Origin of the sequence: Pararhodobacter zhoushanensis (genome assembly GCF_025949695.1) — a bacterium.
GTDB lineage: Bacteria > Pseudomonadota > Alphaproteobacteria > Rhodobacterales > Rhodobacteraceae > Pararhodobacter > Pararhodobacter zhoushanensis_A.
This window is the reverse complement of record NZ_JAPDFL010000001.1, coordinates 2,952,585-2,963,823: the sequence shown is the minus strand read 5'-3', so window position 1 is coordinate 2,963,823 and position 11,239 is coordinate 2,952,585. Positions and strand designations below refer to the sequence as shown.

Here is an 11,239-nt window from a genome sequence, read left to right as displayed (position 1 = left end):
TATCCACGGGGATTTTCAAGGGGCGCGTGCGTCCCTTGAAGCGGGTGCGGGTGGCAACCCGCCGCGGCGAGGACCCCTCGATGGGGTCCGAGCCGCGCCTACCTCAGGCCGAATTCCGCCAGCGCTTCGGCCAGCTCGGGCGGTAGTTCATCATCGCCGGCGCGGTATTGGGGCAGGTCGCGCGGGGCGTCTTCCGGTGACAGGTAGCGCCAGCCCTGGAAGGGGCGGCGGGGCGCGGGTTGGAGGCGCACCAGTTCGGGGTCGAGCACCAGCGCACAGCGGCGGATGCCGTCATCGCCGACCACCTCGTCCAGCCGGACAATGCGTTGGCGCACGCACACCTGGCCTTTGATGATCCAGTAGATCGAGCCGCCATCGGTGATCTCATCCGCGCGTTTTGGCCACATGCGGGTAACATGGCGCGGCAGCCCGTCGGGCCGCTCGCTGGCGCGCTGGATCTGCCAGTCGGCGAGATCCTCAATCGATCTGCAGCCGACGCAGAGTTTGAGGATATGAACGGTCATGACCCCATATGTGCCCCGAAGCCCCGCAAGTTCAAGGCGCGATCCCGCCGTTCCGTCGCGGTTCAATGCGTTGACCCCGGCGTGGCGGCAGACTATCTTCCGTCGCTCTCCCTACAGCCAAACACTTGCCGTCAGGACGCCCGATGAGCCGTTTCTCCGCCCCCATTGCCGAGCAGATCTGGGACATGAAGTACCGGCTCAAGGATGCCGGTGGTGCCCCCCTCGATGCCACGCTGGAAGACAGCTGGCGGCGCGTGGCGCGTGATCTGGCCTCGGTCGAGAGCGATTCGGCGCTGTGGGAGGATCGCTTCTACGCTGCGCTTGAAGATTTCCGTTTTCTGCCCGCCGGGCGTATTCTGGCCGGGGCCGGGACGGGCCGCGCTGTCACCCTGTTCAACTGCTTCGTCATGGGCACGATCCCCGACAGCATGGGCGGCATTTTCGAGATGCTGAAAGAGGCCGCGCTGACCATGCAGCAGGGCGGCGGCATCGGGTATGATTTCAGCACCATTCGCCCCAAGGGCGCTGTGGTGCATGGGGTGGCGGCCGATGCCTCGGGGCCGCTGAGCTTCATGGATGTCTGGGATGCGATGTGCCGGACGATCATGTCGGCGGGCAGCCGCCGGGGTGCGATGATGGCGACGATGCGCTGCGATCACCCCGATATCGAGGATTTCATCGCCGCCAAGCAGGATTCCGCCCGGCTGCGGATGTTCAACCTGTCGGTTCTGGTGACCGATCCGTTCATGGAGGCGGTCAAGGCCGACGGTCCGTGGGATCTGCAGTTCAATGGCCGCGTCTACCGCACCGTGCAGGCGCTGGATCTGTGGAACCGCATCATGCGCGGGACCTATGACTATGCCGAGCCGGGTGTGATCTTCATCGACCGGATCAACACCGCCAACAACCTTGCTTACGTCGAGACGATTGCCGCCACCAACCCCTGCGGAGAGCAGCCCCTGCCGCCTTACGGCGCGTGTCTGCTGGGGTCGATCAATCTGGCCCGGCTGGTCAAGGCACCGTTCGAGCGCGATGCCGGCATTGATGCGGCAGAGCTGGACGCGCTGGTGCGCACGGCTGTGCGGATGATGGATAACGTGGTCGACGCGTCGAAATTCCCGCTGCCGCAGCAGGCGGCTGAGGCTGAGGCCAAACGTCGCATCGGTCTGGGCGTCACCGGTCTGGCCGATGCGCTGCTGATGATGGGGTTGCGCTATGGCTCGGATGACGCCGTTGTGCAGACCGACGCGTGGATGCGGGCGATTGCGCGGGCGGCCTATCTCGCCTCGGTCGATCTGGCGCGCGAGAAGGGGGCCTTCCCGCTGTTTGACGCCGAGAAATACCTCGCCTCCGGCACGATGCAGGCGATGGATGACGATGTGCGCGAAGCCGTGCGCGCGCATGGCATCCGCAACGCGCTGCTGACCTCGATCGCGCCGACGGGGACGATCAGTCTCTATGCCGGGAATGTCAGTTCGGGGATCGAGCCGGTGTTTGCCTATGCCTATAACCGCAAGGTCTTGCAGAAAGACGGCTCGCGGACCGAGGAAGAGGTCGTCGATTACGCCGTCGCCCTGTGGCGTGAAAAGAACGGCGATGCGCCTTTGCCCGAGTATTTCGTCAGCGCCCAGACCCTTGCCCCGATGGACCATGTGCGCATGCAGGCCGCAGCGCAGAAATGGGTGGATTCGAGTATCTCGAAGACCATCAACTGCCCGGAAGACATTGATTTTCAATCCTTCAAGGATGTCTACATGGCGGCCTGGGATATGGGCTGCAAGGGCTGCACGACCTACCGGCCCAATGCCGTGACCGGTTCGGTGCTGACCGTTTCCGAGACCAGCGATAAGGCGCCCCAGACCGATACCGGGGCCGAGGTGATCTATCTCAGCGAGCCGCTGGACCGCCCCGAGGCGCTGGAGGGCCAGACCTACAAGCTGAAATGGCCGGTGAGCGAGCACGCGATCTATATCACCGTCAATGACATCATCGTCGGCGGGCGCAGGCAGCCGTTCGAGGTGTTCATCAACTCCAAGAACATGGAGCATTATGCCTGGACCGTCGCCCTGACGCGGATGATCAGTGCGGTGTTCCGGCGTGGGGGCGATGTGTCCTTTGTGGTTGAAGAGCTGAAGGCCGTTTTCGATCCGCGTGGCGGGGCGTGGATGCAGGGCAAATACATCCCCTCGATTCTGGCCGCGATTGGCGGCGTGATCGAAGAACACCTGATCGCCATCGGCTTTATCGAAGGGCAGGGCTTGGGGCTGAAGTCCGACCCCAAGGCCGGACCGGTGACCAGCACCGTACGTCCGGCCTCGTGCCCGTCTTGCGGGGCCTATGAGCTGGTGATGATCGAAGGCTGCATGACCTGCCGCGCCTGCGGGCATTCGAAATGCGGGTGAAGGTGGGGACTGGCGAATGCTGGACCCACAGTAAATTGGCCATTTCCGGGGTGATGTAACCCTTCGGCACGGACCGAATGACCACCGGCTGCGGCGCAGCCGGTGGTTTTTTCTTATATCAATGTAAGAGGCATAAAGCGGGTTTTGGTGGTTTGATCCGTCGTCCGGGCGCTCTGCCCCGGTGGCGGCGGTTAGGTCAGGCTGACGCTGTCGCGGCCTCGGCTTGGACCTCGATCCAGGGTTATGGTCCGGCAGGTCGGTGACGGGTTTGAAACGGCTCACGAGCCGGTGGAAGCCGCCGATGGACATTCGCGCAAGGCTTGCACACACTGGCAGCCGCCGTGAGCTGGCAGGCTCGCCCCAATCAGCAGGAGACCCCCATGCGTATCATGCGCGCCGGAACCGCCCCGTCGAAAGCGGGGCCAGAGGGTTATTTCACCGGCGCCGTGCGCCTTGATCCCCTGAACACCGCCGACGCTCCGGGTACGGTGATCAGCGTCCGGGTGACGTTCGAGCCGGGCGCGCGCACGGCGTGGCACACCCATCCGGCGGGCCAAACCCTGATCGTCACCGAAGGCTGTGGCCGTGTCCAGCGCGAGGGGGGCCCGATCGAAGAGATCCGCCCGGGCGATGTTGTGTGGTTTGCGGCGGGCGAACGGCATTGGCACGGGGCAGGGCCGGACACGGCGATGACCCATATCGCGTTTCAGGAGGCCATCGACGGGATCAGCGTCGACTGGCAAGAGCACGTGTCCGACGCGGACTACGCCGGGTAAACCCCGCGCTGCGTTTCAGATTTGGTTAACCTTTCGGCACGTCTGTCTCATTGTGCGGCGTTGCCGGGGCAACGCCCGTCTCGCGCTTGACCGCTCGATGTGCCGCAGTGCAGCATCGAGCGGTAGCACAAGGCGGGAGTGACACGGCATGGCGCACAGTCTTTCGGCTCTGGTTGCGCGCGGACCCGGCGATGCCGTGGCCGCCGCTAAACTGGGTCTCACCTTGCTCGAGGCGGGTGATTTCGTGATCGTGGCGCTGGACCCCGATCTGGCACGCGCCAGCGCGCGCAGGCTGGGGGTCGAGGATCGTCAGCTGTCTGACATGGCCCCTGACAAACCCGTCACGCTGCGCTTTGCGTCGGAACTGGGGCTGGAGCCGGTCGCCTTGATCCATACCGAGGATCTGGACGACGACAGCGCCCAATGGGCAACGGTGTATCACGGTTGCGAGCGTACCATGCCGGTGAGCGCAGGGCTCGCCAGCATCAATGCTGCGCTCGAGCGGGTGGGGGTGCGCCCGGATGCCGGGTGGGACGCCTTCGACACCATCGGCGTGGCAAGGCTGTTGCCACAAGCCCTGCGCGTCGCAGTCTGAACGAGGCGGTTGTGCACCCGGTTGGGCACGAAAATACCGGGCCGCTTTGGGGCGGCCCGGTGATACTCGGTACGGGACATTCACTCGTGATCAATCACTCGTTACGCAAGCAAACCGCCGCTGACCTGGCGGTCATAATCTTTATTCGGCGGTGATCACCGTCATCACCAGATTGCCGTCAATGCGCAGAGGGCCATCCTCGGACGCGCCGAGGGTGTATTCAAAGATGCCGGTCGACATGCCGCCCGCTTCGCCATGGACCATGAGCATCAGCATATCGCCGGGGGCGACAGCTTCGGTCAGGATCGCGGCGACATCCGTGGTCTCGCCTTCGCGGATCGGGGCATAGGCAACGACCGGGCCGGGGCGCATTTCGGCATCGGTGCGGTGCACGACCATCCAGCCATTCGCGGGTGCGACGATCTTGGTCGCGCTCACCACGCCATTGGCAACGCTCTGGTTCGAGGCTTCAACCATCGGCGCCATGTGATCATCGGCCAGCAGGGGGGTCGCAGCAAGGGTCGTGGCGAGGGTGGCAAGGGTGAAGAGTTTCATCGGTGCTTCCTTTGTTTGGACCATTTTGCGATCGTGTGAGGAAGGTACGTAAGGATTTCCGCACAAGTTTCAGGGACGGGAATTTTTTCACCATTTTTTCTGCGGCGGCCTTCTGGCGCGGGGTTCTGGCTTGTCCGGGGCCTTCGACGCTCTACCCTTTGACCGCGGGCGACGTGTGCGGCCCGGGTTTGCAATGGTTCTCGTCATGCGTTTGCTTGTGGGTTTCTTTCTGCTGTTGCTGGGGTTTCCGGCGCAGGCCTTCACCTTCACCGCCATTGATGGTGCCACCTATGATCTGGACGACTGGCGCGGCCAGCCGGTGCTGGTGGTCAACACGGCCTCGCTGTGCGGCTTCACGCCGCAATTTGCCGACCTTCAGGCGCTGCACGAGAGGTATGCCCCGCGCGGGTTGGTGGTGCTGGCGGTGCCCTCGGATGATTTTCGTCAGGAACTGGACGATGACCACGCGGTCGAGCAATACTGCCGGGTCGAGCTGGGAGTGGACGTGCCGCTGACGCGCATCACCCCGGTGACCGGGCCGGAGGCGCATCCGTTTTACCGCTGGCTGGCACAGGAACACGGGGTTGAACCGACGTGGAATTTCAACAAGGCGCTGATTGGGCCGGACGGCTCACTGTTGGGCTTCTGGGGCGCGACGACGCGGCCGACCAGCGGTCGGATGACGCAGGTGATCGAGGCCGCTCTGCCGGAGTGACCGCTCCGCGCTTCATCGGGTCCGAGATCTACCGCGCCGCGCCCTTTGGCGGGCATCATCCGCTGGCGATACCGCGGGTCTCGACGGTGATGGATCTGGCGCGGGTGGTGGGGTGGCTGCCGGGGTCGGTCTATGTCAACAGCCCGCGCGCGCGCCCAGCGGCGCTGATGGGGTTTCACACGCCGGACTATGTGCAGGCGCTGCTGAGGGCCGAGGCCGAGGGCGTGGTGGATGAGCCGACGCGCGTGACTTACGGGCTGGGCACGCTGTCGAACCCCGTGCATGCGCTGATGTACCGCCGCCCGGCGACCAGCGCGGGTGGCGCGATGCTGGCGGCCGAGATGGTGCGGGGCGGCGGTGTGGTGCATGTGCCGGGCGCCGGGACGCATCATGCGATGGCTGCGCGGGCGAACGGGTTTTGCTACCTCAATGACGTGGTGCTGGCGCTGCTTCACCTGCGGCGGCTGGGGCTGCGGCGGCTGGCCTATGTCGATATCGACGCGCATCATTGCGACGGGGTGCAGGCCGGACTGGGCGGGGATCGCGACATGCTGCTGATCTCGGTGCACGAGGCCGGGCGCTGGCCGTTCACCGGCGCGCTTGAGGATGACGGCGGCGGCAATGCGCTGAACCTGCCGGTGCCACGTGGGTTCAATGACAGCGAGATGGCGCATGTGCGCGACCGGCTGATCCTGCCAGCGCTTGAAGCGTTCCGGCCCGAGGCCATCGTGCTGCAATGCGGCGCGGATGCCGTGCTGGAAGATCCGCTGTCTCGGCTGGCGCTGTCAAATGGCGCGCATCTGGCGGTGGTGAAGGCGGTCCAGGGAATGACGGACCGGCTGATCGTGACCGGGGGCGGGGGTTATAACCCGTGGTCGGTGGCGCGCTGCTGGACCGGGGTCTGGGCCACGCTCAACGGGTTCGACGTGCCGGATCGCCTGCCGCCGGACGCCGTGGCGCTGATGGACGCGCTGGTCTGGCCGCGCCGCGCAGCCGGGCGCAACCCGCCACGGGCGTGGTTCGAGACGCTGCTGGACGCCCCGCGCGCGGGCGTGGTGCGTCCAGAGGTTGAGACGGGGGTTGCGGTGCTGCGCGACCGGATCGCCGGGATGGTGTGAGCGAGGGTGCGCTGAAGCGCACCCTACACCGGTTGCAACGCCACGCCCGAGGTGCCGGTAGGGTGCGCTTCAGCGCACCGTCGCGGGGTGGTTCACGCCGGGTGAATGATCAGGGACGTGACGGCGTAGATCATGAAAAGCGCGATACACGCCAGGAAGATGGTGAGTCCGGGGTATTTGAACATGCTGTCCTCGCAAGAGAATGAGTGGGGGTCTGGCGAAGGACAGGCAGCGGTGGCGCACGGGCAAAGGCGCGCGCGTAGGGGATGTCGAGAACGGGTTCTGCGGGGTGCGGCGGCAGGCTCGGGCGTGCGCCAGGGGCCGGGATCGGCGCGGTTATCGCGGCCGGCGCAAGCGCGGGCGGCGTGGGGGTTGAGGGTGTCGGGTGTTTGTCGGACGCATCGGCAACCGTGATTGCCGTCAGCGGTGCGATCAGCGCCTGTGCCTCGGACCCCGGCGCGAAGCGTCCGGGCGCTGCCATCAGCAGCACCAGCAGAGCCAGCGGGACAAGACGCAGCAGTTGCGTCATCATGGGGGACACCGGTTGAGTCGAACAGTCAGAAACCCAGCGCCTTTTTCGCGCGCTTCGCAAGAGCCCGTCGCTGGTTTCACGAGGGCGTGAAAGATGCCGTATCAGAACCGCGTCGATCCATTGGGCCAGATTCATGCCGTGCCCCAGCGGGGGCTGTGGTTCGGCAACCGGGGCTGTCTGCATGACGCGGGCGGCAAGATCCGGCGCGCGCATCAGGTCAGGCGCTGGATCACCTGCGTGACCGACTTCAAAGGGCGCAGGCGGACTCTGGTGCAGCCGGGGCGGTATACCGAGTTGTTTTTCTTTGACGAGGCTACGGCCTATGCGGCGGGGCACCGGCCCTGTGCCGAGTGTCGCCATGCCGATTGGCTGCGTTTTCGGGCGCTGTGGGAGGCTGAGTATGGCGAGCGCCGGGCAGATGAGATCGACGCGCGGCTGGATGTCGCGCGGCGGCACGGGCGCGCGCGGCGTCTGGTCGCGGTGGCAAGCGAGACTGTGCCCAAAGGCGCGATGGTCCTGCACGAAGGGGTGCCGGTGTTGCGCGCCGGGTCCGGTTGGTGGCGCTGGTCTTTCGACGGGTACACCCCCGCACCAGCCCCCGATGCGCGCGTTTCGCTGTTGACGCCTGCGCCGCTTGCACGGCTCATGGCGCTGGGATTGCCGGTGCAGATCTCCCTGTCTGAATGATTGCTTTGTTCAGTATTTTGTGGTTGTGTCCCGGCAACACGGGGACAGGAGGAACCGACGGATGAGCGATCAGAAGCCACGGCTCGATTGGGACGAATTCACCCGGCTGGGGGCCGAGATTGCGCACTGGGGGGCCAAGTATCACCGCGGTCTGGCCGAGCGCCCGGTGCGCGCGCCGCTGACCCCCGGCGCGGTGGCGGCACGTTTCCCCAATCCCCGCCCGAGCAGGGCGAGGGGCTGGACGGCATACTGGCCGAGCTTGATGAGAAGATCGTCCCCGGCCTGACCCATTGGCAGCACCCGCGCTTTTTCGCCTATTTCCCCTCCAACGCCACGCCGCCGTCGATGCTGGCCGATTTCGTCGCCTCGATTGTCGCACAGCAATGCATGCTCTGGCAGACCTCGCCCGCCGGGACCGAGGTTGAAACCCTGATGCTGGACTGGTTGCGGCAGGGCCTGGGGCTGCCCCAGGGGTTTCACGGGGTCATTCAGGATTCGGCCTCGTCGGCCACGCTGGCAGCGGTGCTGACCATGCGCGAGCGGGCGCTGAACTGGGCGGGCAACCGCGAGGGGCTGCCGGGGCAGGCGCGGGTGCGGGTCTATGCCTCGAATGAGGTGCATACCTCGGTCGACCGGGCGATCTGGGTCGCCGGGATCGGGGCCGAGAATCTGGTTCGCATTCCGACGCAGGGGCCGTTGCGGGCGATGGACCCCGTTGCGCTGAAAGCGGCCATCGCGGCGGACCGCGCGGCGGGCTATCTGACTGCGGGCGTGGTGGCCTGTACCGGGGGCACCGGGACCGGGGCCTGCGACGATCTGCGCGCGGTCTTGGCCGTGGCGCGTGACGAGGGGCTGTATAGCCATGTCGACGCAGCCTGGGCGGGCGCGGCGATGATCTGCCCCGAGTTCCGCACGCTGTGGGAAGGCGTGGAACTGGCGGATTCGGTGGTGCTGAACCCGCATAAATGGATGGGGGTGCAGTTCGACTTCTCGGCCCATTACCTGCGCGACCCCGAACCCTTGGTGAAAACGCTGGCGATCCAGCCCGAGTATCTGAAGACCCATGGCAAGGACGGGTTCGTCAATTACTCGGAATGGTCGGTGCCCTTGGGGCGGCGGTTCCGGGCGCTCAAACTGTGGTTCGTGCTTAAAGCCTATGGGCTGGAGGGGCTGCGCGCGGTGCTGCGCGGTCATGTGGCCTGGTCGCAGGCGCTGGCCGAGGTGCTGCGCGGCGATGCGCGGTTCGAGATCGTAACCGAGCCGGTGCTGTCGCTGTTCACCTTCGCGCTGAAGGGGGCGGATGATGCGGCGATGATCGATTTCGTCAACCGGATCAATGACGACGGGCGGATCTATGTGACGCAGGGAAAGACCGCGGGGCGGATCGTGGTGCGCTTCACGGTAGGGAGTTTTGCCTGCACCGAGGCGGATGTGGTGCTGGCCGGGGATGTGCTCAAAGAGCTGGCCGGGTAGGGCGGCGCTCGGGGGCATCGAGCCCCTCGCGCCGCGCAGGGGGCGCTGCCCCCTACGGCCTTGCGGCCTACCCCCGGGATATTTTTGGACAGATGAGGAAGGGACACGCGATGGAGACGAACAGGTTCAAGGCGGCGCTGGCGGCGGGGCAGACGCAGATCGGCTGCTGGGTCGGTCTGGCGGATGCCTATGCGGCGGAGATTGCCGGGGAGGCGGGGTTTGACTGGCTGCTGATCGACGGGGAGCATGCGCCCAATGACATCCGCTCGATCTCGGCGCAGATCGCGGCGCTGGGGCGGTCGGACTCGCACCCGGTGGTGCGCTTGCCGATGGGCGAGACCTGGCTGATCAAGCAGGCGATGGATATCGGCGCGCAGACGCTGCTGATCCCGATGGTCGAGAGTGGCGCGCAGGCGGCCGAGCTGGCGCGGGCGATGCGCTATCCGCCCGAGGGGATGCGCGGCATGGGGGCGGCGCTGGCGCGGGCCTCGCGGTTTGGGGGCATTGCCGGCTACGCGACCAAGGCGAATGCCGAGGCCTGTCTGCTGGTGCAGGTCGAGACGGTCGCCGGGCTGGAGGCGCTGGACGCTATTCTGGCGGTCGAGGGGGTGGACGGGGTGTTCATCGGTCCGGCGGATCTGTCGGCGGATATGGGTTTTCCGGGGCAGCTGGATGCGCCCGAGGTTCTGGCGGCGATCAAGGACGCCTTGGCGCGTATCCGCGCGGCGGGCAAGGCGGCGGGCATCCTGTCGGGCAATGAGGCGCAGGTGCGCGACTGGATGGCGCAGGGGGCGAATTTTGCCGCTGTCGGCATCGATGTGGTGCTGTTGGCGCAGGGGCTGCGCAACCTTGCGGCCAAGTTCCGCTGAACGCTCATGCGGGTTCTGAGCTTCAACGTGCAGAACCTGCGCCTGCGCACGCCCGGCGGGGCCGAGCGCCTTGACGGGGCGCGCGACGGGGGCGATCCGCAAGACCCGTTGGACTATGCCGACCGTCGCCTGACGGCGGCTGTCCTGGCGCAGGCGGATGCGGATTTCTGCCTGTTGCAAGAGGTGTTCGACAGCGCCTCGCTGGCGTATTTCCACGATCATCTGTTACGCAGGGCAGGGGCAGCGCCCTGGCCCTGGCGTGCCTGTCTGCCCGGCAATGACGGCGCCGGGCGCGATCTGGCGGTGCTGGCGCGGCGGCCGTTTGCCGCGCAGAGCCATGCGCAGTTGTTGCCCGCCGATCTGGGGTTGCAGGGTGAAGCAGGGACGCGGGCGGATCTGCCGGTGTTCAGCCGCGATTGTCTGGCACTCGCGTTGGGCAGGGTGGCGCTGTACGGCGTGCATTTCAAGGCGCCGGTGGCCGATCTCGACACCGCCTGGGCGCGGCGACGGGCCGAGGCGCTGGGTGTGCGGCGGCTGATCGAGCGGCGGTTCGATGACCCGGCCACGGCCTTGTGGCTGGTGCTGGGCGATCTGAACGATCCGCGCACCGACCCCGAGCGGGCGGTTGCGCCGCTGCTGGCACCGTTTGGCGTTGACCTGACAGAGCGGATGCCCAAGGCCGAGCGCTGGACATGGTGGCAAGCGCCGGGGGGCGTGGCTGCCCGGATGCGATGATCGCGTCCCCGGCCCTGGCCGCGCGCTGGCCGGATGCCGTGCCGCAGGCGCTCCGCATCGGGATGAGCCGGGACGCGGGGGGCACGCAGCCGCGACTGGCGGATGTCGGCGCGGCGCGGCCGCATGCCAGCGACCATGCAGCGCTGGTGCTGGATCTGCCCGGATTGTGATCCCGCCCTGTGACGGGGCGTCATGGTTCTGTTACAACCCGCTGCGACAACCCAGCAACACCCGCCGATGACCTTGACCCCCAGCCCT

At 66.5% G+C, this 11,239-nt stretch carries 11 protein-coding genes and 1 pseudogene; 10 read left to right on the top strand and 2 right to left on the bottom strand.

What is annotated here, in order from left to right; all coding sequences use genetic code 11:
- Window positions 1–98 precede the first annotated feature (98 nt).
- A complete protein-coding gene (locus OKW52_RS14815; protein WP_264506395.1) occupies window positions 99–524 on the bottom strand; it encodes a DUF1489 family protein in 426 nt (141 codons plus the stop codon).
- Between the two features lie 143 nt (window positions 525–667).
- On the opposite strand from OKW52_RS14815, the gene OKW52_RS14810 reads away from it, so the two are divergent.
- From OKW52_RS14810 to OKW52_RS14800, 3 genes are all read left to right on the top strand, one after another.
- Window positions 668–2,926, top strand: a complete 2,259-nt coding sequence (locus OKW52_RS14810) for an adenosylcobalamin-dependent ribonucleoside-diphosphate reductase (RefSeq protein WP_264506394.1) — start codon at window positions 668–670, stop codon at window positions 2,924–2,926.
- 380 nt (window positions 2,927–3,306) lie between these two features.
- On the top strand, window positions 3,307–3,702 hold the full coding sequence (locus OKW52_RS14805; RefSeq protein WP_264506393.1) for a (R)-mandelonitrile lyase: 396 nt from the start codon (window positions 3,307–3,309) through the stop codon (window positions 3,700–3,702).
- 148 nt (window positions 3,703–3,850) lie between these two features.
- Window positions 3,851–4,297 carry a hypothetical protein gene (locus OKW52_RS14800; protein ID WP_264506392.1) on the top strand — a complete coding sequence of 149 codons (447 nt, stop codon included), beginning with the start codon at window positions 3,851–3,853 and terminating at the stop codon, window positions 4,295–4,297.
- 141 nt (window positions 4,298–4,438) lie between these two features.
- Here the strand turns inward: OKW52_RS14800 and OKW52_RS14795 are convergent, their stop codons facing one another.
- Window positions 4,439–4,852, bottom strand: a complete 414-nt coding sequence (locus tag OKW52_RS14795) for a DUF7282 domain-containing protein (RefSeq protein ID WP_127108810.1) — start codon at window positions 4,850–4,852, stop codon at window positions 4,439–4,441.
- Between the two features lie 205 nt (window positions 4,853–5,057).
- On the opposite strand from OKW52_RS14795, the gene OKW52_RS14790 reads away from it, so the two are divergent.
- The 7 genes and pseudogenes from OKW52_RS14790 to OKW52_RS14760 all read left to right on the top strand — a co-directional run bounded on the left by OKW52_RS14790 (window position 5,058) and on the right by OKW52_RS14760 (window position 11,151).
- Window positions 5,058–5,567 (top strand): glutathione peroxidase, encoded by a 510-nt coding sequence (locus tag OKW52_RS14790; protein WP_264506391.1) that lies wholly within the window; start codon window positions 5,058–5,060, stop codon window positions 5,565–5,567.
- A complete protein-coding gene (locus tag OKW52_RS14785) occupies window positions 5,564–6,685 on the top strand; it encodes an arginase family protein (protein WP_264506390.1) in 1,122 nt (373 codons plus the stop codon). Before OKW52_RS14790 ends, OKW52_RS14785 begins: the two co-directional genes overlap by 4 nt.
- Window positions 6,686–7,310: 625 nt before the next feature.
- The gene (locus tag OKW52_RS14780) at window positions 7,311–7,904 is read left to right on the top strand and encodes a hypothetical protein (protein WP_264506389.1); all 594 of its coding nucleotides are present in this window, start codon (window positions 7,311–7,313) and stop codon (window positions 7,902–7,904) included.
- 61 nt (window positions 7,905–7,965) lie between these two features.
- A pseudogene (locus OKW52_RS14775) lies at window positions 7,966–9,377 on the top strand (pyridoxal phosphate-dependent decarboxylase family protein).
- Between the two features lie 110 nt (window positions 9,378–9,487).
- Window positions 9,488–10,246 (top strand): HpcH/HpaI aldolase/citrate lyase family protein, encoded by a 759-nt coding sequence (locus OKW52_RS14770; protein ID WP_264506388.1) that lies wholly within the window; start codon window positions 9,488–9,490, stop codon window positions 10,244–10,246.
- Between the two features lie 6 nt (window positions 10,247–10,252).
- Window positions 10,253–10,981, top strand: a complete 729-nt coding sequence (locus tag OKW52_RS14765; protein WP_264506387.1) for an endonuclease/exonuclease/phosphatase family protein — start codon at window positions 10,253–10,255, stop codon at window positions 10,979–10,981.
- Entirely contained in the window at window positions 10,978–11,151 is a 174-nt protein-coding gene (locus OKW52_RS14760; RefSeq protein WP_264506386.1) for a hypothetical protein, read from the top strand. Before OKW52_RS14765 ends, OKW52_RS14760 begins: the two co-directional genes overlap by 4 nt.
- Window positions 11,152–11,239 lie beyond the last annotated feature (88 nt).

Coding starts and splice junctions, on each gene's coding strand:
- OKW52_RS14760 (WP_264506386.1), top strand. CDS start 10,978: ATGATCGCGTCCCCGGCCCTGGCCGCGCGCTGGCCGGATGCCGTGCCG.
- OKW52_RS14795 (WP_127108810.1), bottom strand. CDS start 4,852: ATGAAACTCTTCACCCTTGCCACCCTCGCCACGACCCTTGCTGCGACC.
- OKW52_RS14805 (WP_264506393.1), top strand. CDS start 3,307: ATGCGTATCATGCGCGCCGGAACCGCCCCGTCGAAAGCGGGGCCAGAG.
- OKW52_RS14810 (WP_264506394.1), top strand. CDS start 668: ATGAGCCGTTTCTCCGCCCCCATTGCCGAGCAGATCTGGGACATGAAG.
- OKW52_RS14780 (WP_264506389.1), top strand. CDS start 7,311: ATGCCGTATCAGAACCGCGTCGATCCATTGGGCCAGATTCATGCCGTG.
- OKW52_RS14765 (WP_264506387.1), top strand. CDS start 10,253: ATGCGGGTTCTGAGCTTCAACGTGCAGAACCTGCGCCTGCGCACGCCC.
- OKW52_RS14815 (WP_264506395.1), bottom strand. CDS start 524: ATGACCGTTCATATCCTCAAACTCTGCGTCGGCTGCAGATCGATTGAG.
- OKW52_RS14790 (WP_264506391.1), top strand. CDS start 5,058: ATGCGTTTGCTTGTGGGTTTCTTTCTGCTGTTGCTGGGGTTTCCGGCG.
- OKW52_RS14770 (WP_264506388.1), top strand. CDS start 9,488: ATGGAGACGAACAGGTTCAAGGCGGCGCTGGCGGCGGGGCAGACGCAG.
- OKW52_RS14800 (WP_264506392.1), top strand. CDS start 3,851: ATGGCGCACAGTCTTTCGGCTCTGGTTGCGCGCGGACCCGGCGATGCC.